This window comes from Roseomonas chloroacetimidivorans, assembly GCF_049629625.1.
Taxonomy (GTDB): Bacteria; Pseudomonadota; Alphaproteobacteria; order Acetobacterales; family Acetobacteraceae; genus Roseomonas; species Roseomonas chloroacetimidivorans.
Map to the genome: position 1 here is coordinate 1 of NZ_JBNBZS010000036.1, position 23,277 is coordinate 23,277.

Consider the following 23,277-nt stretch of genomic DNA (forward strand, 5'->3'; position numbering starts at 1 on the left):
GGCGCAGCCGCTCGTACTCCTCGACCGAGATCATCACCACGCGCGGACGGCCGCGGCTGGTGACGGCCACGGGCTGGGTGAGCGCCTTGTCCTGGTAGAGCGCGAAGCGGCGCTGCACCTCGGCCGCAGGCACGGCGAGCGGTTCAGCCATGAGAAATGCTCCTACTGAGCAATACCATATAATGCATATTACTCGATAAAGTCAAGTTTTATGTGTAATGCAGTTAACATGATCAAGCCACGGGGTGATGCAAACCATCAAACGACCGGACACTGTTGGCGAAATCGGCAGCTTGGTGGGTCAGCCCGCGTTGCAAGGTGTTTCCTGTCCGGAGACCGCCGATGTCGCTCCGCCCGCAGCTGCCGATCCCACCCGTGCCCGAGGACACCGCCCGCGTGGCCCGCGCCGCATGCCGGGTCGGTACCCCCTGCCTTGTCCTGCGCGATCAACTCGGGACGGTGCATCAGGCCGCCCACATCCTGGGCAACCACCAGGAAGAGGACGCCGCCAAGGTCCGGCGGCGCTGGGATGGCCTGCTGGCCGCCATGGCCCGCCACCATGCGCGCGCCGGCCGCCTGGCGCAGGCCGTGGACCACTTCCGCAAGGTCGCCCGCAGCTACCGGCCCGGACTGTTCCACTGCTACACCGTCGCGGACGTGCCGCGCACCAACAACGCCCTCGAGCAGTTGTTCGCATCCCAGCGCTACCATGAACGCCGCGCAACGGGACGCCGGGGCGCCTCGCCTGCCGCCGTGCTGCGCGGCGAGGTCCGGTTGATCGCGGCAACCGCGACACGGCTGCATCCACCCACATCGCGCACACTTGGCTAGGCCAGCCGAGAGCGATGGCGTGACCTCCGCCGCCAACTCGAGCCGCGACGCCAGGCACGTACCCTGCGCACCCGGTTCCGGCGCAACCCAGGCGCCTACCTCGCCGATCTCGAACAGCAGGCATGCCAGTCAACTTTGCCAGCCTAGAAAAAAACACCACGCCTGCGCCTCGTGAGCGACAGCGAGACCTCATCGATCATCACCGGCCCCAGGCCTGCTCCATCCGAAGGGGGTGCCAAGTGACCGGGTTGCCGCGCAGCACCTACTACTACCGGTCGCAGGAAGGATCCGCCGCACCGACGGATGGCGAACTGGAGGAGATCATCGGCAATGTGCAGGATGAGCTGCCCGGATACGGATACCGCAGAGTGACGCATGAACTCAGGTGCCGCGACCATCATATCAACCATAAGCGTGTTGCACGTGTCATGCGGGCGAAGGGCATGGGCATCAAGCCGCGGCGGCGCCATGTGCGCACCACCAACAGCAAGCATGACAGCCCGATCTTCCCGAAGCTGTACCGCAACGTCGTGCCTGCGCAGCCGAACCGGGTATGGGTCGGCGACTTCACTTACATCCGCCTCGCTCTGGGGTTCTGCTACCTGGCTGCCATCCTGGACGCGTGCTTGGCGCTGGCTGCTCTGCGATCGGCAGTGGAGACCCGCCATCCTCCTTCGGGATGCATCTTTCATACGGACCGAGGAGGGCAGTATGCGAGTGATGCCTATCGTCGGGCGCTGGCCAAAGCCGGACTGCGCGGCTCGATGAGCTCCGTCGGTAATCCGTATCACAATGCACAGGCCGAGAGCTTCATGAAGACACTGAAGGTCGAGGACATCTACATCGGCGGCTACGAGACGTTCCAGGACGTGGCGGAGCGTCCGCCAAGGTTCATCGAGGAGGTCTATAACGCCAAGCGCCTCCACTCGGCGCTTGGCTACCAGTCACCCGACGAGTTTGAACGCCAACTGGTCCCGCATGTGGCTCAGTTCTGACCCAGGGTGTCCAGCCCCAGGGGTTCACTCCACCTCCCTGCTCAGCTCTCAACGCAAATCAACAGACGTGCAATTTGGCGAGGTTCGCATCGACCGCTCCAGTGGCCCCCAAGTAGTAAGCATCCTGCTCGGCAGTGCAGGTTGCAATGTGATCTCCGTCAGCGACTGAGAGCAACAGCTTTGATGCTGTCTGCGGCCTCGAGACTTTCGCAACCAATGCTGGGATGTACGTCACACGGAAGCACCAATCGTCATTGCGAATGAGCAGCCTACCTGGCTCAGAGGTTCGTCGAGCAACGGCCCACCGTTTACATCGATTTGTTACGGCGCTCCTAGAAGTATTGCGCAGTTTTGCCATAATACCGAACGAATTCAAATAATTGAACCATATTGCGCATGGTCTACTCTCGTCCTGATCCGGGGCCAAAGCTTCGCGCTTCCATCGGCGGTAAACTCTCTCCCCGAAGAGATGTTGTCCGCTCTGCCGGGCGCTCAGCAGCGCGACCTGTTGCGTCTCGCCTGGTACTCGCCTCCAGACGACATGAAGGAGACAGGCTTATGCACGTACAAGCCATGATCAGCACGCACCCGCATGTGCAGGGTAGCACCAATGACGCGCTCATTCGCTGTATCGAAGAGTGCTATTCTTGTGCGCAAACATGCACCTCGTGCGCTGATGCCTGCCTCGGCGAGAAGATAGTAGAGCAGCTGACCCAGTGTATCCGTCTCAACCTGGACTGCGCCGATGTTTGCGCGGCGACCGGATCTATCGCCACGCGGCGGACTGGCTCCAACGAAGCGGTTATAAAGCATATGCTTATGGCTTGTGAGATGGCCTGCCGCCTTTGCGGTGAGGAATGCGCGCGCCACGCGAGCCATCATGAGCATTGCCGGATCTGTGCCGAGTCATGCGCCCGCTGTGCGCAGGCGTGCCAGGCGGCGGCCAGCAGCATCGCCGGATAACGGCTCGTCTAGCCGCGCAGAATGGCCCTCGGGCGGAGTAACGGCCGTGGCACACGACGCTGGCGAAGCAGCGGCTCAGGTACGCTGATCCAGCGGGAGGCGTGCTCCCGAGACACGCTCGCGGATCATCCTGCGCGGCACAAGGCGTCTATCCAGAACAGCGGGCCTGCCGCGTCTGAATGTGTCCACCCCATTCGGCGAGTGCAGGTGCGCTGTCTTCTGAGGAAGAAGCCATATTATTCTGCCGGCGAGCAACGCGCCAGAGAGAGAGAGAGAGAGAGTGTCGGCGCCGAGTGCAACAACTAAACCCGCCGTAGTCTTGCTGCCCTAATTCCAGCACGCGTTGCCTCGGCCATAGAGGCATACCGGCCGATCAAGCGTTCATTGAAGGAGGTTATGCGCAGTGTCCCACAAGGTTAGCCACTCCCGGAAATGGCATGAGATGCAGGCCGCAGATCTTGCCAGCGAGTACCTCGGCCAGGTCGGCCTGGCTTTCGACTTCCGAGCTGGAGAGAGGGAATATAGGGTCTCTATTGGCGGCGGACAGCCCAACGCCATCGGCGGCACCAATGCCCTCGACCACACATGGGGCCTCGGCGGAGACGACACGCTGGGCGGCAGCGCGGAGAACGATCTCCTCTACGGCGACGAGGGCAGCGACCTGCTGTCAGGCAACGACGGTCAGGACAGGCTGGACGGCGGAGCAGGCGGCGACACACTCTACGGCGGTGCCGACGGGGACAACTTGCTTGGTCGTGGGGGGGACGATTATCTCGACGAGGGTCCTGGCCATAGCAACGTAGATGGCGGAGAAGGCAACGACACGCTTGTCGGCGGCTTGGGACCCGACGCCTTCGTTGTCAGTCCGACGAGCGGTGATGATATCATCAAGGACTTCACCGCTGGCCCTGGGATGTTCGATCACATCGCGCTGATGGATCTGCGGTGGGAAGAACTTGCTTTCGCGGACACTGCGACCGGCGTTCGGGTCAGCTGGGAGGGCGGTTCCGTGTTGCTCGAGGGCGCCGACAAGGCGGACCTTGCGCAAGACGACTTTATGTTTGCCAACGCTCCGGACCTGCCGCCTGGTGTGCGCGATCCTGACGGCCCTGCGCCTGAGCGGCCGACGCCGAGCGTGGCGGGGCCCGAAGTCGAAGGTAGGGCGCCGGGGGCCTCTTTCGACGAGGCCGCCGACCGCGCAATCCGTACCGATAGTTTGGGCTTCAACTTCGACAAGTATGCGGTCTTTGTTGGCTCGAATGAAGCTAACTCGTTCAGCGGCAGTGCGGCTTGGGACAACGTCTTCGGCCGTGGTGGTAGGGACGTGATCTCCGGGGCCGAGGGCGACGATATCCTGTACGGCGACGGCGGCAGAGACATGCTGAACGGCGGCCCAGGTGCGGACCGCCTGAACGGCGGCAAGGGAAAGGACAGCCTCGTTGGCGCCGACCAAGCTGACGAGTTGATGGGCAGTGACGGTGACGACGTGCTCGACGAGGGCGCTGGCCACGGAATGCTTGAGGGCGGCCGCGGTGACGATTTGCTCACCGGCGGGTCCGGCGCAGACGCCTTCATTGTCTCGCAGGAGAGCGGCAACGACGTTATGACAGACTTCGAGGCTACTGGCCTAGCGCAGGGCGCCTTTGACCACATCGCCTTCCTCGACATCTTGCCCGAGCAGGTGATCGTCCACGACACCGATCAGGGTACCCTTGTTGCCTGGAACGTGGATGATGATAATCAGGTGGACGGCTCAATTCTGCTGGCCGGCATCGCGAAAGCCGACCTACGACAGAGCGACTTTATGTTTGTCGAAGAACCCGGCTTCGTTGAGGGCGTTAACGACTTCGGCTCCTGGTACATCTTCCCTGGGTCCACGGGTCCGATTGCCTGAAGCCCTCCGGCGTCGCCCCGATCAGCACCAGCATGCACTCGGCCTGCGACTCCATCCTGGCCTGCAGGTAGACGCCATCCGCGCGGATGTAGACGTAGCGCCGGGCCGACAGGTCGCGCCGCTTCCAGCGCGCATAGTCCGCCTCCCACTCGTCCCGCAGCCGCGCGATCGCTGAGGGCGACAGGTTCGGGGCGTCGCGGCCCAGCAAGGCCCCAAGCGCTTCCTGGAAGTCGCCCATCGAGACCCCGCGCTGGTAAAGGATCGGCAGCAACGCGTCCAAGCTCCGGCTCCGCCGCGCGCAGCGCGGCGGAAGGGCCGAGGTGAAGCGGATCCGTTCGCCGCCCGCCGTCTCGCCGGCGCCGCGGTCGCGCAGCTTCACCCGGCGCACGGCGACCGAGCCAATGCCGGTCTGCACCAGACGCTCTGGGCCATGCCCGTGCCGCACCAGGCGCTCGCGCCCATCCGGCAGCCGCTCCACCCTTCATCTCGGCCAGGAAGGCCTCCGCCTCGGCCTCGATGGCCTGGGCCAAAAGCCGGCGGGCGCCGCTTCTCAGGACCGCTGTCAGCGGATCGTCGATCGTCTCCGGCTGCCGCAGGGGGACGACAGTGGTACTGCTCATCTTGGCGTATCGCTCTTTCAGGAGGTTCAGGCAGGCTTGTCACCCAACTCGATACGCCGCCTTTCTCACACCGCCGTCACCCAGTTTCGGCGATAGCCCCACCGGTGCCGGCCTGCAGGCTAGTGCCGCTTGGCCTCTATAGGAGCTTCAACGCGGATGAGTGCTGGCAGCCTCCGCCGGAGACATAAAATGACACAAAACGGGCCGCGTTTGGTTTCGTTGGTCGATCTGGAACAGGGCCGACTCCCCTGGGCCAGTGTCTGCTCGTGCCGGTCTGCAGCACGGGGCGCACCGGGTTGTTCTGCAGATGGGAGGGCAGATCGATGTTCCACCACGCCAAGGAGCTGCAGTTCAATGCGCGCGTGACGCGTCCCGATCCGCGCTTTGCCCGCCTGCTGCTCGAGCAGTTCGGCGGCGGCAATGGCGAGCTGAAGGCAGCGATGCAGTATTTCGTGCAGGCCTTCGCCGCACGCCGACCTTATCCTGACAAGTACGACCTGCTGATGGACATCGCGACCGAGGAGCTATCTCATCTGGAGATCGTCGGTGCCACCATCACCATGCTGCTCGATGGCGTGAACGGCGAGCTGAAGGACGCGGCGGGCGTCGAGCCTATCTCGGCGCTGAAGGGGGCCGCCGAGGCGAACCCGATCACAAAGCTCATGAGCGGCGGCGCGGGCGAGAAGGAGGGGCTGATTCACGAGGCGCTGTTCAACCCGCAGTTCCTCGTAATGACTGGCGGCAGCCCGGCGCTGACCAATAGCCAGGGCGTGCCGTGGCAGGGCTCTTATGTGAACGCCAACGGCGACCTGACGGTGGACCTGCGTTCCGACATCGCCGCCGAGAGCCGGGCGAAGATCGTCTACGAATACCTGATGAAGTTCACAGACGACCCGGGCGTGCGCGATACTTTGGGCTTCCTGATGACGCGCGAGATCGCGCACTTCCAGATGTTCCAGGCCGCGCTGGACACCATCCAGCCGAACTTTCCGCCCGGCGTCCTGCAAGGCGACCCGCGTCACACCCACACCTACTTCAACATGTCGAATGGCGCGGATGCGCGCGGGCCCTGGAATCAGGGCCAGGGTCCCTGGGGCCAGGGCGAGCACTGGACCTACGTAGAGGATCCGCAACAACACGTACTGGAGACCAAGGGCGAGGTCGAGCACAAGCCCGAGGGTACGACGCACACCGTGGCGGAGATTCAGAAGAAGGAGGCCGAGCTCAGCCGCATCCGCAGCGGCGAGGTGAAGGCAGCGACGCCCTCGGGCGCGCAGCAATGGTCGGAGTACCCGCAGACCAGCCTCGCCGCGCCAGGCAGCGAGCCGGCGTAGCGGGCCCCGGATGCGGCCCTTGCCCGACCTATGGGCGGCGAAACGCGACGGAACGGCGCGCCGGTCCCCTGCCGTTTCCTGCTCGCTGGGTCGCCTTTGCGATCGGCTTTTTGCAGCCCCAGGTACCGCGTCAACACGCGCACGCGATCAAGCTTCGTTTCGGGGCTCCTGGGCCAATTCCGTGCTTAATCTTTATGTCGCCTGTACTAGCTGTGCCTCTTAGCTGGATCGGAGTGGTACCATGCCGGATGGGCACGGTCATGCCTAGGCGCCATGCGCGTTGGGGGGTTGGGGGGGGGGGGGGGGGGCCGGGGCCCCCCCCCGCCCCCCACCCGGAGCGGCGCCTCGCGCTCCGTCCGCCAACACCAACGCGCCATCTGAGCAAAACACCGTCTATGCATCAGCCATTTGCCGAGATACGGGCCTGCTTTGACGTTTGGCCGCACTGCCGCCGCGCCAACCTCAGCACGCGCACGGCCTGTCGCCTTCCGTACCTCCGGACGGCCGCGTCGGCCACATCTGCACGGCCCAAGCGCAATTGGCTCGCCGCGCCTCTCGACAGCCGGTGGCGCACGGTGGCTCACGCGCACCTGCAACGCTGCAGCGGGGTGGGGTGAACCGGATGGCCCAGAAAGACGTCGTTCTCCTCACCGGCGGCAGCGGTTTTATCGGGGGCGCGCTGATCCCCCGGCTTGCCGGCGCAGGTTTCCATGTCGTGGCACTCGACCGCGCCGGTCCGCCGCACCCGCCGCCACCGGCCGAGGCGGTAGACGCGGACCTCACCTCGGACGAAAGCATCGCCGCGGCGCTGCAGCGGGTGCGCGAGAGGCACGGGGGGCGCATCGCCGCCGTCGTCCACCTCGCCGCCTACTACGACCTCTCCGGCGAGCCGAGCCCGCTCTACAACAAGGTGACGGTGCAGGGCACCGCGCGGCTGCTGCGCGGCCTGCGTGACCTCGATTTGGAGGTGGAGCAGTTCGTCTTCTCCAGCACCATGCTCGTGCACGCACCGACCGAGCCGGGGCGGCCCATCACCGAGGACGCGCCGCTCGACCCGCGCTGGGCCTACCCGGAGTCAAAAGTGCGCACCGAGGCGCTGCTGCGTGCCGAGCACGGGACTATTCCGGTGGTCCTACTGCGCATCGCCGGCGTCTACGACGACCGCTGCCACAACGCCTTCCTGGCGCAGCAGATCGCCCGCATCTACGAGCACCAGCTGGTCTCGCGCGTGTTCCCAGGCGAGAGCGAGCATGGGCAGGCCTTCCTGCATCTCGACGACTTGGCCGAGGCGGTGCTGCGCGTCGTCCAGCGCCGCCGTGACCTGCCGCCCGAGCTGCCACTGCTGGTCGGCGAGCCGGAGACGCTCGGTTACAACGACGTCCAGCGCATTGTGGGCGAGACGCTGCACGACGAGCCCTGGCCGACGGCTGAGGTCCCGAAGCCGCTCGCCAAAGCCGGCGCCTGGGTACAGACCGAGGTGCTGGGCGAGGAGGGCTTCATCCGGCCCTGGATGATCGACTACGCCGACGACCACTACGAGATCAACGTCGGCCGGGCCCGAGCGCTGCTCGGCTGGTCGCCCCGCCGCAGGTTGCGCGAGGCGCTACCCGGCATGGTGCGCGCCCTGCGGGCGGACCCCACGGGCTGGTACCGCGAGAACAGGCTCGATCCCGCGGTCGTCGCGCAGGTGCCGGCACGGCGTGATCAGGCCGCCACACAGTCCGAGGCCGCACCCACCGAGGACACCGCCTCCGTGCACGCCGCGATGGGCCATGCTTCGGTGCCGGATCACGCTGCCACGGGCCACGCAAGCATGGACCACGCCGCGATGGGGCACGGGACCATGGAGGACCATGGCGGCACGATGGACGTCGAGCGCCGGCAGACGCGGTGGGCCCACTTCACCAACATCGCTCTCGGCGCTTGGCTGCTCAGCAGCCCGCTGGTCTTTGGCATCGAACAGGCCGACGAGGTGCCGGCCGCGGTCGCGCGCATCACCGCCGAGCGCGGCCTGCCCTCGATCGAGTGGCGTAGCGCCGCGCTGGCCTGGAGCGACGGCATCAGCGGCCTGCTGATCATGCTCTTCGCCGCGCTCTCGCTCTCCGCGCGCTTCGCCTGGGCGCAGTGGGCGAACACGGCGGTCGGCATCTGGCTGCTCTTCGCGCCGCTGCTGTTCTGGGCGCCGAGCGCGGCGATCTACGCCAACGACACGCTGGTCGGCTCCTTGGTCATTGCCTTCGCCGTGCTGGTGCCGATGATGCCCGGCATGAGCATGGCGGGGATGATGGATCCGGCCGGCATCCCACCGGGCTGGACCTACTCGCCTTCGACCTGGGCACAGCGGACGCCAGTGCTGGCCATGGGGCTGCTCGGCTTCGTCATCTCGCGCTACCTCACCGCCTACCAACTCGGCCACGTCGAGGCGGTCTGGGACCCGTTCTTCTCCGGCGAGGAGGGGCTGAACGGCACCGAGACGATCATCACCTCCGATGTCTCCAAGGCCTGGCCGATCCCGGACGGCGGCCTCGGCGCCATCGCCTACGTCCTCGAAATCCTGATGGCGGCGATGGGGGACAACAAGCGCTGGCGCACCATGCCCTGGATGGTCACCTTCTTCGGCATCCTGGTCGTCCCCCTCGGCGTCGTTAGCATCTACTTCGTCATCATCCAGCCGATTGTCATCGGCACCTGGTGCAGCCTGTGCCTGCTGGCCGCGTTGGCGATGCTGCTGATGATCCCTTTCGCGCTCGACGAGTTGGTGGCCATGGGCCAGTTCCTGCGCTGGAGCCACTGCACGGGACGGCCGCTGCTGCGCACCTTCCTGATGGGCGACGCGATGAAGGGCGGCCGGGCCGACGATGCGGACGACCTCGCCACCCCGGGCACCGCCTGGCGCGACCTGGTGCGCGGTGTCACCCTGCCCTGGACCCTGGCGGCGAGCGCGCTGGTTGGCCTCTGGCTGATGTTCACCCGGGCTATCTTGGGCAACGCCGGCGCGATGGCCAACAGCGACCACGTGGTGGGTGCGCTCGCGATCACGGTGGTGATCATCGCCACTGCCGAGGTCGCCCGGCCGCTGCGCTTCGTCAATGTCCTGTTCGGTGCCTGGCTGCTGGTCACGCCCTGGCTCCTGGAGGGCGTGGCCTCACCCGCCGCCGCCTGGGCCAGCGTCGCGGCAGGCGTGCTGCTGATCGGGCTCAGTCTGCCGCGCGGGCCGCGCACCGACGAGCACTACGCCGGCTGGGACCGGTACGTGGTTTAAGGCCCGAGGGAGAGATGGAGATGACCGAGGCGCATCGGCCCTTGTCCGGCCAGAAGGCCATCGTCACCGGGGCGAGCTCCGGCATCGGCGCCGGTATCGCCCGCGCCTTTGCACGGGCCGGCGCTGCGGTGGGGATCAACTACCGCTCCGGCCGCGACGCGGCGGACGCCATCGTCGAGGAGATCCACCGCGAGGGCGGTGAGGCAATCGCGCTCGGCGCCGATGTCTCGGACGAGGCGCAGGTGCAGGCGATGTTCGGCGCCTTCCTCGCCGCCTTCGGCCGGCTCGACGTCCTTGTTGCCAACTCCGGCATCCAGCAGGACGCGGCCTTCGCGGAAATGACCGCCGCGCAGTGGCACCACGTGATCGACGTCAACCTCACCGGCCAGTTCCTCTGCGCACGGGAAGCCGTGCGTGCCTTCCAGGCCCAGGAGGTGGCGCCCGGTGGCCCCTCGCGCGCGGCAGGCAAGATCGTCTGCATGAGCTCGGTGCACGACGTGATCCCCTGGGCGGGCCATGCCAACTACGCCGCCTCCAAGGGCGGCGTGGCGCTGCTCGTGAAGACCCTGGCGCAGGAGCTCGCAGAGAAGCGGATCCGCGTGAACGCGATCTCCCCCGGGGCCATCCGCACACCCATCAACCGCGAGGCATGGGAGACGGCGGAGGCTGAGGCAAAGCTGCTGGCGCTGATCCCCTATGGCCGCATCGGCGAACCGCAGGACGTGGCGGAGGCCGCGGTCTGGCTCGCCTCCGACTCCTCGGACTACGTGGTCGGCACGACGCTCTACGTGGATGGCGGTATGACCCTCTACGCCGCCTTCCGCGACAACGGCTAACGGCGGAGGAAATGAGGCTTGGCGGCACGCATCGAGGATTATGCCCTGATCGGCGACTGCGAGACGGCGGCGCTGGTGGCGCGCAACGGCTCGATCGACTGGCTGTGCTGGCCGCGCTTCGACAGCCCCGCCTGCTTCGCCGCCCTGCTTGGCGGGCCGGAGCACGGGCGCTGGCTGATCGCCCCGTCCGACCCGGCCCCGCACGTGACGCGCCGCTACCGCCCCGGCACGCTGATTCTTGAAACAGAATTCGAGACAACCGAGGGCGCCGTCACGCTTGTCGACTTTATGCCGCTGCGCGGCCAGGCCTCGGACCTGATCCGGCTTATCGTCGGCCGCCGCGGGCGCGTAGCGATGCGCACCGAGCTAATGCTCCGCTTCGGCTACGGTGCGGACGTGCCCTGGGTGACGCGGCTGCCGGAGGGGGGCGGCCTGCGCGCGGTCGCCGGCCCGGACATGGTCGAGCTGCACACGCCGGTGCCGCTGCACGGCGAGGATCTGGTTACCCGGGGCGAGTTCGCGGTGGAGGCGGGACAGGTTGTGCCCTTCGTGCTCACCTACGGCCCCTCCCACCTGCCTGCGCCCCCGCCCGCAGATCCCGATGCGGCCCTCGCGGACACCGAGGTGTTCTGGACCGGGTGGTCCGCGCGCTGCGGGCACACCGGCGACTGGCACGAGGCGGTGCTGCGCTCGCACATCACCCTCAAGGCGCTGACCTACGCGCCCACGGGGGGCATAGTCGCCGCGCCGACGACCTCGCTGCCCGAGTGGATCGGCGGGCCGCGCAATTGGGACTACCGCTTTTGCTGGCTGCGCGACGCCACCCTCGCGCTGATCTCCCTCATCGACGCGGGCTACCTCGAGGAGGCGCGGGCCTGGCGCGAATGGCTGCTGCGGGCCGCGGCCGGAAGCCCCTCGCAGACACAGATCATGTACGGCTTGGCCGGCGAGCGGTACCTGGGCGAGCGAGAGCTGGGCTGGCTACCGGGCTACGAGCGCTCGCTCCCCGTGCGTGTCGGCAACGCCGCCCACGCCCAGTTCCAGCTCGACGTCTACGGCGAGGTGGCCGATGCGCTGCACCAGGGGCGGCGCGCGGGGCTCGCCCCGAGCGCGGCAGGCTGGGCGCTGGAGCGGGCGCTGACCGAGCAGGTCGCCGCCGTATGGGACCGGCCAGACGAGGGCATCTGGGAGGTGCGCGGCGACCGCCGGCACTTCGTCCACTCGAAGATCATGGCCTGGGTGGCCCTCGACCGTGCCGTGCGCGGGGTGGAGGAGTTCGGACTGGACGGCCCGGTGGATCGCTGGCGCGCGCTGCGGCGGACTATCCACGAGGAGGTCTGCCGGCGGGGCTTCGACCCGGAGCTGAACAGCTTCGTCCAGTCCTACGGTGCCAAGACGCTCGACGCGAGCCTGCTGCTGATCCCGCAGGTGGGTTTCCTGCCGCCCGGCGACCCGCGCGTGCGCGGCACGGTGGAAGCGGTCGGGCGGCGCCTGATGGCCGATGGGCTGGTGCTGCGCTACGACACGGCCGAAGCGGGGGACGGGCTGCCGCCCGGCGAGGGCGCCTTCCTTGCCTGCAGCTTTTGGTACGCCGACGCGCTGGCCCTGCTCGGCCGCCGCGCCGAGGCGCGGGCGCTGTTCGAGCGCCTGCTTGGGCTGCGCAACGATGTCGGGCTGCTGGCCGAGGAGTACGACCCGCGCGCAGGACGCCAGCTCGGCAACTTCCCGCAGGCCTTCAGCCACCTTGCGCTGGCGAACACCGCGCGCAACCTCTCGGCGTCGGCGCAGCCGGCGGTCCAGCGCTCCGGTGACGGCCGAGGCCGGGACGACGGAGCGCTGACCGGCAGCCGCCGCATGGTCCGCCCAGGAAGGGGGCCGGGATGGCTTGGCTGATCCAGGCGGCCGGCCTGGCGTTGGTGGCGCTCGCGCTAGCCGACATCTTCCTCACCGTCCTCTATGCGCGCAGCGGGGTCGGCTTGCTGACGCTGCGGCTGAACCGGGGCACGTGGCGGCTCTTCCGGTGGGTGGCAGGCCTCGTCCTCGCCAGGCGCAACCGCGTCCTGTCCTTCGCCGGGCCGACCCTTGTGGCGCTCACCGTCGTGGTCTGGGTGGCGCTGCTGACCGTCGGCTTCGCGCTCGTGGTCTGGCCCCGGCTCGGGACCGGCATCCAGGCCAGCAGCGGGCCGACGCCAACCGACTTCGTGACCGCCCTCTACTACAGCGGCTACAACCTCACGACGCTCGGGCTCGGCGACCTCGCACCGCAAACCGCGTTCTTCCGCTTGCTGACGGTGCTAGAGGCCGCGGTCGGCTTCTCGGTGCTCACGCTGAGCCTCACCTATCTCGCCTCCGTCTACGGCGCCCTCGCGCGCCGCAACGCCTTCGCGCTTCTGCTACACCATCAGTCGGGGGGGACGGCCGACGCCGCCGAACTCCTCGAGCGGCTCGGACCGGGCGGCGACTTCACGGGGGCTCGGCAGGAGATTTCCCGGTTTGCAGCCGAACTGCTTGCCCTGCTTGAGGCGCACCACGCCTATCCGGTGCTGCACTACTTCCGGCGGAACGAGCCGGCCTACGCTATGGCGCGCATCGCCCTGACAGCGCTCGACGCGGCAAGCCTCGCCCGCACCGTCCTCGACAAAAAGCGCCACCACGCGTTCGCCGCCTCCGCCGCCGTCGAGGCCCTCTGGGGCGGCGGTCTCCGCCTCCTCCGGGAAACCGCGCGCGACTTCCTGCCTTCCGGGGCCGCCGCCGCGGGCGGCCATTCGGCGCTGGAGACTGATGAGCGCCGTTGGCGCCTCCGCTACGAGGCCGCGATACGGCGGATGGCAGCGACCGGCATCGGAGTTGCTGCCAACGCCGAATCTTACGTCGCGCTGCGGCGCTGGTGGGACGCGCAGGTCCGCGCCTTCGCGACCGACATGGCATACAGCTGGTCGGAGATCGCGCCGCACGAGGACGAGGGCGCCGCACCGGACGAGACGCGGTAGCAGCCTGCCGGAGCTGCTGCCGCCTCCCGGGGGGCTCGTGCCCGTTGCCGCCCGGAGGCGCGATGGGCGGCGGATCCGGTGTCTCCACGACGGGCACGGGTGTCTGTCCCCAAGGGGCGTAGGGGGACCACGCAGGCTGCCGAGAGTGGGCACGGCAGGCTCCTGGCCATTTTGCTGCTGCGCGTCCGTGGGCGACGGCTGCGAATGGATGGTGGCTTTGGGCTGCGGCACGGGTCTACTTCCTGTCTGGTCAGACGGCCGACTTCCAGCGCTCACCCCAGTTGTCAAAAATCCTCAACCGGGGTTCATATATTCGTTGGCAAATCATTTCCTTAGGAAGGCTGATTGTAAGAGGGGCAGAACCTGTGGCGTTCATGCGGTTTGGCAGCGCTCGTGGATCAGGTTCGGTAGATACGGGATGGCGTGCTGACCGGTGATGCCGAGCCGGGCCCCGAGATAGTACCAGAAGCTAAGGCCGAGCCTGGTGCAGGTATTGGCAAGACCGAGGAAGGCGTCACGGCAGTCACGGCCCTAGTTGCTGCGGGTGCCGCCGCTGACCTTGCGCCGGGTGACCTGGGCGCGGATGTCGTTCTCCGATCCATTGGTGTGCAGTGGGATCTCAGGGCGGTCTAGCACGCGCAGCAACTCCGCCCTGTTGGCGTACAGGCGCTCGAGCAATCGGTCGAGCACGACGAAGCCGGTGTTCCGCCTGAACAGCCGGTCGAAACGGGCGCGCAACTCGGCGCGACGGCGCCGACTGGGCTCCCGCCGGTAGGCCTTCAGGGCCGCAGCAGTCCTGTCAGCCGTGGGCCCGGTACCTGGTCATGCGATGTCGGGGATGCGCAGATCCTTTGCTTCATGCCGGTTCGGAGCTATATTTCGGCTATGTCGCTCCGCCTCGCCAGGCTGGTCATCGCTGCCATCACGATTTGCGCCCTCCTCGGTACTGGTCTGGTGCAGAATCTGCCATCCGCGAAGGCGGATGCGACGCGTACAGCCATGACGGCGGATACGACGCAGATGGCCATGAAGGCTGATGCGATGCGTATGGCTATGACGACTGACCAGGGCAGTCGGGACGGTGCCTCCGTGCCGTGTCATGACACCTCGGCGCCTCCGTGCAATGACCAGGTGCCCAACTGTGTGATTGACCTGGGCTGCATCTTCACGGTCGCTCTCCCCGCGTTTCCCACGCGCACGGCCGAGCGTTTGGTCTGGGACCGGATAGCCTACTGGATCATGTCTGGCCTCCCTGAGGGCATCTCGCCCGAACCTTTCATCGGTCCCCCTATCCACTTCGTCTGAGCCGAGCTGCGTGCGCGCCCTCTGAGTGAGCCGCGGCTTACACCCGCCCAACCGTGCACCCATTGCTCTGAGGCCGACCGCCTCGGCACTGCGGCTGCGACCGGAAGCGAGCGGGATTCCTCCGGACGAACCCCGCCGCTCGCCCACGGACGCGGGCGGCCTACGGAATGGGATACACCGATGCTCTCCAATTTCCTGCGCGTTGCAGTGCTAGGCACGAGCACAGCGCTCGCGACCGCTTTCCTTGCTCCCGGCGCCTTCTCCGCCGCCAGCGACTACCGCTTCGAGCTGGCCAATGCCCGGTCCGCCGGGCCAGGCAAGACGGACGTCACCGTCCGTCTCGTCCGCGCGTCGGACGGCAGGCCGGTGCCGGACGCCGTCATCTTCCAGACCAGGGCCGACATGGCGCCCGCGGGCATGCCCACCATGACGGGCAACGTCACCCCGCAGGCGGGTCAGCAGCCGGGCTCCTACCGGTTCCAGGTCGACACGGGCATGGCCGGAAACTGGGCGCTGACCCTGAGCGCCAAGGTCCAGGGTGAGCCGGAGACCGTGCGCGCCACGGTCACCTTCAGCGCGGCGCGATAAGATGCCGCACCAAGCCTGGGGGGGCTCCGCGCCCCCACGGCGTGCCGGGCGCAAGCCTGGCGCGGCCCTCGCGCTCGGCCTGACGCTCGCGCTCCTGACTGGGCCCGGCTACGGCCAGCCCACTTCGGCGCAGCGAACCCCGGGGGGAGCACTCCCCGGGGCCACGCTGGAGAGCGTCCTCGGCATCGCACGCCAACTCAGCCCCGAAATTACCGCCCGCACGCTCGACACCGCGGCTGCCCAAGCGCGGGTGCAGATCGCGGGGGCGTTCCCCGATCCGACGGTCCGGGTGATGTCGGACGAAATGCCCCGAAGCTCGGGGCCTCGGCAGAACATGATGATCTACAGCTTCGAGCAGGAGATCCCGCTCTGGGGCAGGCGCGACCTGCGGCGAGAGGTCGCCCGTGCCGAAGTCGGGCAAATGACGGCGCAGGCCCAGGCCGCAGAGGCCGAGTTGGTTGAGCGGGTCAAGGTCGCTTTCGCCCGGTACTACACGTCCCATCAGGCCGTCCGCCGGGCATCGCAGCAGCGCCGGGCGGTGCAGGGCATCGCTCAGGTCGCTCGCGAACGCTACGCCCAGGGCCGCGGGGAGCAGCAGGAGGTCTTCCGGGCCGAGGTCGAGGCCACGCGCGTAGCGGCCGAGATCCTTCGCCTCGATGCATCGCTCAGGAGCGCGCGGGGCCAGCTGAATGCGCTGCTGAACCGCCCCGCCGCCGCGCCGCTCGCGCCACCCGAACGGCTGCCGCCGCTCCCCGACGCCCGCGCGTTGGAGGTTACACGGTTGGTGGACCGCGCACGGCGTGCCAACCCGGCGCTGGCCGCTGACGCCGCAGCCGTCCAGGGAGCCGAGACCAGCCGGGCTCTGACGGAGAGAAACTGGTACCCGGACGTCACCTTTGGCGCCGCAGCCATCGACCGGGGGAGCTACGGACCGACCGGCTACCAGGCCTGGATCGGCATGAAGGTCCCGCTCCAGTGGGGCCTCCGCGAGGCGCAGCAGCGGGAGGCGAGGGCGCAGGCCGGGGCCGCCCGGGCGCGCCTCGAGGCCCGCGAACAGCAGATCCGGGGCGACCTGGCGGACGCCGTCGCGGGCACCGAGGGAAGTCGCCGGACCCTGGAGCTCATCCGCCGCCAACTCCTGCCGCAGACCGAGGCGCTCGTGCGCTCCGGGGTGGCCGGGTACGGCTTCGGCAGGGTGGATCTCGCTACCATCCTGCGGGCGCAGAACGACCTGACCGAGTCCCGCCTACAGCTTTTGTCCGCCGAGTTCGACGGACAGCGCCAGCGAGCGATGATCGAGCGCCTGGTTGGGGGTGACCTTTGACCGGGCGCCGGATTCTTCTGGCGACAGGAGTTGCCCTTGCAACGGTCACTGCCGGGGCGGGCGGACACTGGCTGGCCACCAGCCATCCGTCCGCGACTGTCTTCGCGCTCGCCGCGGCGCAGACGTCGTCCGCCGGGCGCCAGCCGCTCTATTACCGGGACCCCTCCGGCGGGTCGGACTTCTCCCTGGCGCCTAAGAAGGACGCGCAGGGACGCGATTACATCCCGGTCTACGACGAGGACGAGCAGGCGCCACCCGCGCCCGCATCGGCCTCCGCACCGGGACCGGCGCGGCAGCCGCTCTACTACCAAGACCCGTCCGGCAAGCCCGAGTACTCCGCCGCCTCAAGGAAAACCGCCGACGGGCGCGACTTCGTCCCGGTCTACGAGGACATCGGCGCGCCGTCCCAACCAGCGGCGGCGTCCGCCCCGGCCTCCCCGGGGGGGCGTGGCCGTATCCTCTACTACCGACACCCGATGGGCCTGCCGGACACTTCGCCGGTGCCCAAAAAGGACTCGATGGGCATGGACTACATCCCTGTCTACGAGGATGAGGCAAACCAGCCCGCCGGGACCGTCACCGTCAGCCCCGAACGCGTACAGATGCTCGGCGTCCGCACCGAGGCGGCGACCGAACGAACAATGACCCGCTCCATCCGGGCGGTCGGCACCATCGCCGTCGACGAGCGGCGCCTCGTGGTCGTTGCCCCGCGCTTCGAAGGTTGGATCCAGCGGCTGCTGGTCAACGAGACCGGGCAGCCGGTGCGCCGCGGCCAGCCGTTGTTCGAGGTCTACAGCCCCGATCTGGCGCTCGCTGAGCAGGAGTACGTCATCGCCCGTCGGATGGGCGGGGGCCTGGCCGCAGCCGCCCTGGAGCGGTTGCGCAACTTCGACCTGCCCGCGGACGAGATCGCCCGTCTCCAGCGCACCGGCACAGTTGGCCGCGCGCTGACGCTGACCTCGCCCATGGACGGCGTGGTCCTGGAGAAGGCCGCGCTGCAGGGCATGCGCTTCGCGCCCGGCGAGATGCTCTTCCGCATCGGCGACCTTTCGACCGTCTGGCTGCTCGCCGACGTCTTCGAGCAGGACCTGGGCCTCGTCGGGCCGGGACAGGAGGCCAGCATCGCCATGACGGCCTACCCGGACCGGCGGTTCACCGGGAAGGTCACCTTCGTCTACCCGACGGTGAACGCGGCCACCCGCACGGCCCGGGTGCGGATCGAAATCCCCAACCCGGACGGGCTGCTCAAGCCGGACATGTACGCGACCGTGGAGATCGCGGCCCCCGTCGGCACCGCGCCCACGGTCGCCGTGCCGGACTCCGCGGTGCTCGACAGCGGCACGCGTCAGGTCGTGCTCGTGGAGCGCGCCCCGGGCCGCTACGAGCCTCGCTCGGTTCAACTGGGCCGCCGGGCCGACGGCCAGGTCGAGATCAGGCAAGGAATCAAGGCGGGCGAACGCGTGGTCGTCGGCGCCAACTTCCTCATCGACGCGGAGAGCAACTTGCGGGCCGCACTGCAGTCCTTCGCGGCGCCCCCACCGCCCGCCCCGGGCCAGGAGCAACCCCGATGATCGCCCGTGTCATCCGCTGGTCGGCGGCAAACCCCTTCCTGGTGCTGCTCGCCACGCTGTTCGTCATCGGGACCGGGATCTGGGCGGTGCGCAACACGCCGCTCGACGCCGTCCCGGACCTCTCCGACGTGCAGGTCATCGTCTACACGGACTACCCGGGGCAGGCACCACAGGTGGTGGAGGACCAGGTCACCTATCCTTTGACCACGGCCCTCCTGACGGTCCCGCGGTCGAAGACGGTGCGCGGCTTCTCCTTCTTCGGGTCGTCTTTCGTCTATGTGGTGTTCGAAGACGGCACCGACCTTTACTGGGCCCGCAGCCGAGTGCTCGAATACCTCAGCCAAGCCGCGCGGCGCCTTCCCGAAGGGGTGACGCCATCGCTGGGGCCGGACGCGACCGGCGTGGGCTGGGTCTACCAGTATGTTGTCACCGGGGCGCAGCGGACGCTGGCGGAGCTGCGGTCGATCCAGGACTGGTTCCTGCGCTACCAGCTGGCCCGGGCCGAGGGCGTGGCCGAGGTGGCCAGCGTCGGCGGTTTCGTCCAGCAATACCAGGTCGTCGTCGACCCGCAGCGTCTCCAGGCCTACCGCATTCCCCTCTCACGGGTGACCGAGGCCATCCGGGGCAGCAACCGTGACGTGGGCGGCCGTTCGATCGAGATGTCGGAGACGGAGTACCTTGTCCGCGGGCACGGCTACCTGCGGGGCATCGCGGACATCGAGCAGATCGTCCTGACCATGCAGAACGGCGTGCCCGTGCTGCTGCGCGACGTCGCCCGGGTCGAGCTCGGCCCCGAGGAGCGCCGAGGAATCGCCGAGCTGAACGGCGAGGGCGAGGTGGTCAGCGGCATCGTGCTCCAGCGCGAGGGGCAGAACGCGCTCACCGTCATTGAGAGCGTCAAGCGGCGGATCGCCGAGATCGGGGGCAGCCTTCCAGAAGGGGTGACCGTCTCCTCGGTCTACGACCGCTCGGCTCTGATCGAGCGCGCCATCGAGACCCTGAAGTACACGCTCCTGGAGGAAAGCCTTATTGTCGCTGTGGTCTGCGTTGTCTTCCTTCTGCACGTCCGCAGCGCTCTCGTGGCCATCCTGATGCTGCCGGTCGGTGTGCTCATCGCCATGGCCCTGCTGCACCTGCTGGGGCTGAGCTCGAACATCATGTCCTTGGGTGGCATCGCCATCGCGCTCGGCGCCATGGTCGACGCGGCCATCGTGATGATCGAGAACGCCCACAAGCGGCTCGAGCAGGCGGGGCCGGGGGCGTCCCGCGTCCAAGTGCTGACGGAGGCGGCCGTCGAGGTCGGCCCGGCGCTGTTCTTCAGCTTGGCCATCATCACCGTCTCCTTCCTGCCGGTCTTCACGCTGGAGGACCAGGAGGGCCGCATGTTCCGGCCGCTCGCATTCACCAAGACCTTCGCCATGGCAGCGGGCGCGCTGCTGTCGGTGACCCTGGTGCCGGTGCTGATGGTGCTGTTCATCCGCGGCCGCATCATGCCGGAGCGACGCAACCCAGTGAATCGGCTGCTTATCTGGCTCTACCGGCCCCTGATCGCGGGTGTGCTCCGGGCCAAGACGTTGACCATCCTGGTGGCTCTTCTCGCAGTTGGGGCGACCGCCTGGCCCATGGCGCGGCTCGGCAGCGAGTTCATGCCGACACTGAACGAGGGGACGTTGATGTACATGCCGGTCAGCCTGCCCGGCATGTCAGTCACCAAGGCCGCCGAGCTGCTCCAGACCCAGAACCGAATAATCCGGAGCTTTCCTGAGGTAGCGAGCGTCTACGGCAAGGCGGGCCGCGCGGCGACGGCAACGGACCCGGCACCGACCGAGATGTTCGAGACCATCATCAACCTGAAGCCAGAGGCCGAGTGGCGCGCGGGGGTCACTCTGGACTCGCTCATCGCCGAGATGGACACAGCGCTGCGGATGCCGGGCGTCAGCAACGCCTGGACCATGCCCATCAAGGCCCGCACCGATATGCTCTCGACCGGCATCCGCACGCCGGTCGGCGTCAAGGTCTACGGTCCGGACCTCGCGGGTATCGACCGGCTGTCGCGCGAGGTGGAAACCGCCGTGCGGACGGTGCCCGGCACCACCAGCGCCTTCGCGGAGCGGGTTGAGGGCGGCTACTACCTCGAGGTCGAGCCGGACCGGGCGGCATTGGCGCGCTACGGCCTGACAGTCGGCGACCTCCAGGAAACCATCGCCACGGCGCTCGGCGGCGAGCCGGTCACCACCACGGTCGAGGGCCGCGCCCGCTACACGGTCAACGTCCGCTACCCGCGCGGCCTGCGCAGCGACCCGCAAGGGATCGCGACCCAGGTGCTGGTCCAAAGCATGCAGGGTGCCGCCATTCCCTTAGGCCAGCTGGCGGCCGTCCAGCTGCGGCGGGGCCCACCGACCATCCGGACCGAGAATGCCCAGCTGGTGAACTACGTATACGTTGACATGCACGGCCGCGACGTCGGCGGCTACGTCGCCGACGCGCAGCGGGCCGTCGCTGAGCAGGTGCGAATGCCGCCCGGCTACCACGTCGAGTGGAGCGGCCAGTTCGAGTACATGCAGCGGGCAAAGGCGAAGCTGGCCATCGTTGTACCGGTGACCCTGATCATCATCTTCGTGCTTCTCTACCTGAACTTCGGGGGGCTGACCGACGCGCTCATCGTGATGCTCTCGGTGCCCTTCGCGCTCGTCGGCGGCGTCTGGCTCATGTTTCTGATGCAATTCAACATGAGCGTGGCCGTCGCGGTCGGCTTCATCGCGCTGGCCGGGGTGGCGGCCGAAACCGGCGTCATCATGCTGATCTACCTGGACCACGCACTTGCAGAGGTTCGGGCGCGGTGTCGGGCCGAGGGGCGGACGCTGACGCAGGAGGATCTGCGCCACGCCATTATGGAGGGCGCTGTCGAGCGGGTGCGGCCCAAGATGATGACGGTGACCGCCATCATGGCAGGCCTGCTGCCGATCCTCTGGAGCACCGGCACCGGCTCGGAACTTATGCAGCGCATCGCCGTCCCCATGGTCGGCGGCATGGTGTCCTCGACCGTGCTGACGCTGCTCGTCATCCCGGCGATCTACGGCTTGGTCAAGGGATGGAGCCTGCCCCGGGCAGCGCAGGCGGCTGAGGAGACAAAGGCGTTGCTGGCGGCCGAATGATGGCCGGAATCAGCGGCGAACTAAGAGCCAGAGGAGGTCCGACGCATGATGCACGATGACGGCATGATGGGCGGCATGATGGGCTGGATGATGTGGGGCATGGGGTTGGTATGGCTCCTCCTCATTATCCTTCTGGTCCTCGGTGTCGCCGCCTTGGCGAAATACCTGTTCGCGCGAAAGCACTGACCCGGCAGTGCTGCTGGTGTGTCCAGGGATCTCGGGACCGCCGGGGCGAATTTTCCCGGTGGGCGTGGGCGAGGATCATGGCGTCCAGCGCCGAATCCGGCTCGGCCTTCGCCGGTTTCGGCGCCTACGACGTCGCGACGACGGTGCCGCGCCGGTCAGCCACGCGCTGGGTGCTTCAGACGGGACGGCGCCCCTTGACCTTACCGTCGTGGGAAGCCCCATCTGATCCGGCAGTCGGGAATATCAGGAGACGCGCGCCATGGACGCTCTGACTGCGGAAGCCGGGACTGCCGCGAAGGCCGGGGACGGTGCCGGGGTAGATATCGGCATCGAGGAAATGAGTTGCGCCTCCTGGGTCGGCCGGGTTGAGCAGGCTCTGAAGCGGGTACCCGGCGTCTCCGACGTTTCGGTGAACCTCTCCACGGAGCGGGCGCGCGTCGCCTTCAGTGGGCCGCCGGACACGGCGGCGGTGACCAAGGCTGTTGAGGGGGCGGGGTACGATGTACCCGTGGCCGAGTTTGACCTGAACGTTCGGGGCATGACCTGCGCCAGCTGCTCAGGCCGGGTCGAGAGGGCTCTGAAGCAGGTTCCGGGCGTCGTTGGGGCCGAGGTGAACCCGGCCACCGAGCGGGCCCGCGTCACCACCGCCATGGGCGCCGTCACGGTCGACCAGCTCGCCGCCGCCGTTCGGGACACGGGCTTCGATGCCAGTCCGGTCAAGCAGGTGGGCACCCGGCCTACCTCGCCAACAACGACCGGTTCGGCATTCCCCTCAACGCGGTCTACGGACCGGGTGCCCCACGGGGCATCGTCTTGTCCGAGGTCCTGACCCGCGCGGCGGTGCTGGACGCCCTCCGGCGCGCCTGCGGGGCCGACCTGATGTCAGTCCGGTGAGGAACGTCGGATGGGCATGACCTTGCATGGAAAACGCCGCGGTACATATCGTCTGACCATGGGCATGCCCGTCCTCCGACGCCTGCTGCTGGTCCTAACCGCCCTCGCCTTCGTGCTCGTGACGGCGCTGCCGGGGACCGCTTCGGCAATGCCCATGCCCGGCGGTGCCGTGATGGCCGCAGGCCTCCAACCGTGCGGCGACTGTTCGGCCTGGGCTCCTGCCAGCACCGGCGGCACCAAGATGGTGCCGTGCAGTGCCCTCGTCTGCTCGGGTGCTTTCTTCGGTCTACCGGCTTCGACAGTCCTGGGCATGTCCGTTGCTGTCACAGTCGAGTACGCGGTGGTGGCACCTGCGAGCCAGCGGGGCAGAGCGCTTCCGCCCGACCCCTTCCCACCCAGACCCATCCCCCTCGTCTAACCGTCGCCCGCCCACCGCGGGCGGCGGCCGGAGATTCTTGGGTCCGGCCCTAGCCGGATCCGCTGCCGTGCACCCGCTCTCCTGCGGGCTGTGTCGGCATGACGAGGATGG

General features: G+C 68.0%; 19 protein-coding genes and 1 pseudogene. 17 read left to right on the plus strand and 3 right to left on the minus strand.

Annotated features, from left to right (window positions below):
* A partial coding sequence (locus ACO1BU_RS22545) for a type II toxin-antitoxin system prevent-host-death family antitoxin (protein ID WP_424138266.1) occupies positions 1-151 on the minus strand: 151 nt, incomplete at its 3' end.
* 191 nt (positions 152-342) lie between these two features.
* Between ACO1BU_RS22545 and ACO1BU_RS22550 the strand changes: the two genes are divergently transcribed.
* The 4 genes from ACO1BU_RS22550 (at position 343) to ACO1BU_RS22560 (ending at position 4,683) form a co-directional block, all read left to right on the plus strand.
* A complete protein-coding gene (locus ACO1BU_RS22550) occupies positions 343-831 on the plus strand; it encodes a hypothetical protein (RefSeq protein WP_424138270.1) in 489 nt (162 codons plus the stop codon).
* A gap of 239 nt (positions 832-1,070) precedes the next feature.
* Positions 1,071-1,826 (plus strand): IS3 family transposase, encoded by a 756-nt coding sequence (locus ACO1BU_RS22555; protein WP_424138220.1) that lies wholly within the window; start codon positions 1,071-1,073, stop codon positions 1,824-1,826.
* A gap of 573 nt (positions 1,827-2,399) precedes the next feature.
* Positions 2,400-2,789 (plus strand): four-helix bundle copper-binding protein, encoded by a 390-nt coding sequence (locus ACO1BU_RS37755; RefSeq protein ID WP_481133233.1) that lies wholly within the window; start codon positions 2,400-2,402, stop codon positions 2,787-2,789.
* Positions 2,790-3,231: 442 nt separating this feature from the next.
* Complete coding sequence (locus tag ACO1BU_RS22560; protein ID WP_424138221.1) at positions 3,232-4,683, plus strand: calcium-binding protein; 1,452 nt, start codon at positions 3,232-3,234, stop codon at positions 4,681-4,683.
* Here the strand turns inward: ACO1BU_RS22560 and ACO1BU_RS22565 are convergent.
* A pseudogene (locus ACO1BU_RS22565) lies at positions 4,676-5,303 on the minus strand (transposase); the annotation flags it as partial. The gene ACO1BU_RS22560 and the pseudogene ACO1BU_RS22565 sit on opposite strands and share 8 nt — an antisense overlap.
* Before the next feature lie 323 nt (positions 5,304-5,626).
* Between ACO1BU_RS22565 and ACO1BU_RS22570 the strand changes: the two are divergent.
* The 5 genes from ACO1BU_RS22570 to ACO1BU_RS22590 all read left to right on the plus strand — a co-directional run bounded on the left by ACO1BU_RS22570 (position 5,627) and on the right by ACO1BU_RS22590 (position 13,725).
* Entirely contained in the window at positions 5,627-6,637 is a 1,011-nt protein-coding gene (locus tag ACO1BU_RS22570; RefSeq protein WP_424138222.1) for a manganese catalase family protein, read from the plus strand.
* A 622-nt stretch (positions 6,638-7,259) separates the two neighbouring features.
* Positions 7,260-9,899: an NAD-dependent epimerase/dehydratase family protein gene (locus ACO1BU_RS22575; protein WP_424138223.1), complete on the plus strand. Its 2,640-nt coding sequence runs from the start codon at positions 7,260-7,262 to the stop codon at positions 9,897-9,899.
* Between the two features lie 20 nt (positions 9,900-9,919).
* On the plus strand, positions 9,920-10,735 hold the full coding sequence (locus ACO1BU_RS22580) for a glucose 1-dehydrogenase (RefSeq protein ID WP_424138224.1): 816 nt from the start codon (positions 9,920-9,922) through the stop codon (positions 10,733-10,735).
* An 18-nt stretch (positions 10,736-10,753) separates the two neighbouring features.
* Positions 10,754-12,628: a glycoside hydrolase family 15 protein gene (locus ACO1BU_RS22585; RefSeq protein ID WP_424138225.1), complete on the plus strand. Its 1,875-nt coding sequence runs from the start codon at positions 10,754-10,756 to the stop codon at positions 12,626-12,628.
* Positions 12,616-13,725 (plus strand): potassium channel family protein, encoded by a 1,110-nt coding sequence (locus tag ACO1BU_RS22590; protein WP_424138226.1) that lies wholly within the window; start codon positions 12,616-12,618, stop codon positions 13,723-13,725. The genes ACO1BU_RS22585 and ACO1BU_RS22590 overlap by 13 nt, the downstream gene beginning before the upstream one ends.
* Before the next feature lie 531 nt (positions 13,726-14,256).
* Here ACO1BU_RS22590 and ACO1BU_RS22595 read toward each other — a convergent pair.
* Positions 14,257-14,508 carry an IS66 family transposase gene (locus ACO1BU_RS22595; RefSeq protein WP_424138267.1) on the minus strand — a complete coding sequence of 84 codons (252 nt, stop codon included), beginning with the start codon at positions 14,506-14,508 and terminating at the stop codon, positions 14,257-14,259.
* A 102-nt stretch (positions 14,509-14,610) separates the two neighbouring features.
* Between ACO1BU_RS22595 and ACO1BU_RS22600 the strand changes: the two genes are divergently transcribed.
* The 8 genes from ACO1BU_RS22600 (at position 14,611) to ACO1BU_RS22635 (ending at position 23,166) form a co-directional block, all read left to right on the plus strand.
* Positions 14,611-15,030, plus strand: a complete 420-nt coding sequence (locus ACO1BU_RS22600; RefSeq protein ID WP_424138227.1) for a hypothetical protein — start codon at positions 14,611-14,613, stop codon at positions 15,028-15,030.
* 180 nt (positions 15,031-15,210) lie between these two features.
* Positions 15,211-15,618, plus strand: a complete 408-nt coding sequence (locus tag ACO1BU_RS22605; protein ID WP_424138228.1) for a FixH family protein — start codon at positions 15,211-15,213, stop codon at positions 15,616-15,618.
* A 1-nt stretch (position 15,619) separates the two neighbouring features.
* Entirely contained in the window at positions 15,620-16,942 is a 1,323-nt protein-coding gene (locus ACO1BU_RS22610) for a TolC family protein (RefSeq protein ID WP_424138229.1), read from the plus strand.
* Positions 16,939-18,513: an efflux RND transporter periplasmic adaptor subunit gene (locus ACO1BU_RS22615; protein WP_424138230.1), complete on the plus strand. Its 1,575-nt coding sequence runs from the start codon at positions 16,939-16,941 to the stop codon at positions 18,511-18,513. Before ACO1BU_RS22610 ends, ACO1BU_RS22615 begins: the two co-directional genes overlap by 4 nt.
* Positions 18,510-21,668 (plus strand): efflux RND transporter permease subunit, encoded by a 3,159-nt coding sequence (locus ACO1BU_RS22620; protein WP_424138231.1) that lies wholly within the window; start codon positions 18,510-18,512, stop codon positions 21,666-21,668. The genes ACO1BU_RS22615 and ACO1BU_RS22620 overlap by 4 nt, the downstream gene beginning before the upstream one ends.
* A 45-nt stretch (positions 21,669-21,713) precedes the next feature.
* Positions 21,714-21,854 (plus strand): hypothetical protein, encoded by a 141-nt coding sequence (locus ACO1BU_RS22625; protein ID WP_181378288.1) that lies wholly within the window; start codon positions 21,714-21,716, stop codon positions 21,852-21,854.
* Between the two features lie 259 nt (positions 21,855-22,113).
* A complete protein-coding gene (locus ACO1BU_RS22630; RefSeq protein WP_424138232.1) occupies positions 22,114-22,683 on the plus strand; it encodes a heavy-metal-associated domain-containing protein in 570 nt (189 codons plus the stop codon).
* A 129-nt stretch (positions 22,684-22,812) separates the two neighbouring features.
* On the plus strand, positions 22,813-23,166 hold the full coding sequence (locus ACO1BU_RS22635) for a hypothetical protein (protein WP_424138233.1): 354 nt from the start codon (positions 22,813-22,815) through the stop codon (positions 23,164-23,166).
* Positions 23,167-23,277: the final 111 nt, after the last annotated feature.

Coding starts and splice junctions, on each gene's coding strand:
- ACO1BU_RS22580 (WP_424138224.1), top strand. CDS start 9,920: ATGACCGAGGCGCATCGGCCCTTGTCCGGCCAGAAGGCCATCGTCACC.
- ACO1BU_RS22575 (WP_424138223.1), top strand. CDS start 7,260: ATGGCCCAGAAAGACGTCGTTCTCCTCACCGGCGGCAGCGGTTTTATC.
- ACO1BU_RS22630 (WP_424138232.1), top strand. CDS start 22,114: ATGGACGCTCTGACTGCGGAAGCCGGGACTGCCGCGAAGGCCGGGGAC.
- ACO1BU_RS22635 (WP_424138233.1), top strand. CDS start 22,813: ATGCCCGTCCTCCGACGCCTGCTGCTGGTCCTAACCGCCCTCGCCTTC.
- ACO1BU_RS37755 (WP_481133233.1), top strand. CDS start 2,400: ATGATCAGCACGCACCCGCATGTGCAGGGTAGCACCAATGACGCGCTC.
- ACO1BU_RS22590 (WP_424138226.1), top strand. CDS start 12,616: ATGGCTTGGCTGATCCAGGCGGCCGGCCTGGCGTTGGTGGCGCTCGCG.
- ACO1BU_RS22620 (WP_424138231.1), top strand. CDS start 18,510: ATGATCGCCCGTGTCATCCGCTGGTCGGCGGCAAACCCCTTCCTGGTG.
- ACO1BU_RS22550 (WP_424138270.1), top strand. CDS start 343: ATGTCGCTCCGCCCGCAGCTGCCGATCCCACCCGTGCCCGAGGACACC.
- ACO1BU_RS22560 (WP_424138221.1), top strand. CDS start 3,232: ATGCAGGCCGCAGATCTTGCCAGCGAGTACCTCGGCCAGGTCGGCCTG.
- ACO1BU_RS22610 (WP_424138229.1), top strand. CDS start 15,620: ATGCCGCACCAAGCCTGGGGGGGCTCCGCGCCCCCACGGCGTGCCGGG.
- ACO1BU_RS22600 (WP_424138227.1), top strand. CDS start 14,611: ATGTCGCTCCGCCTCGCCAGGCTGGTCATCGCTGCCATCACGATTTGC.
- ACO1BU_RS22605 (WP_424138228.1), top strand. CDS start 15,211: ATGCTCTCCAATTTCCTGCGCGTTGCAGTGCTAGGCACGAGCACAGCG.
- ACO1BU_RS22570 (WP_424138222.1), top strand. CDS start 5,627: ATGTTCCACCACGCCAAGGAGCTGCAGTTCAATGCGCGCGTGACGCGT.
- ACO1BU_RS22625 (WP_181378288.1), top strand. CDS start 21,714: ATGATGCACGATGACGGCATGATGGGCGGCATGATGGGCTGGATGATG.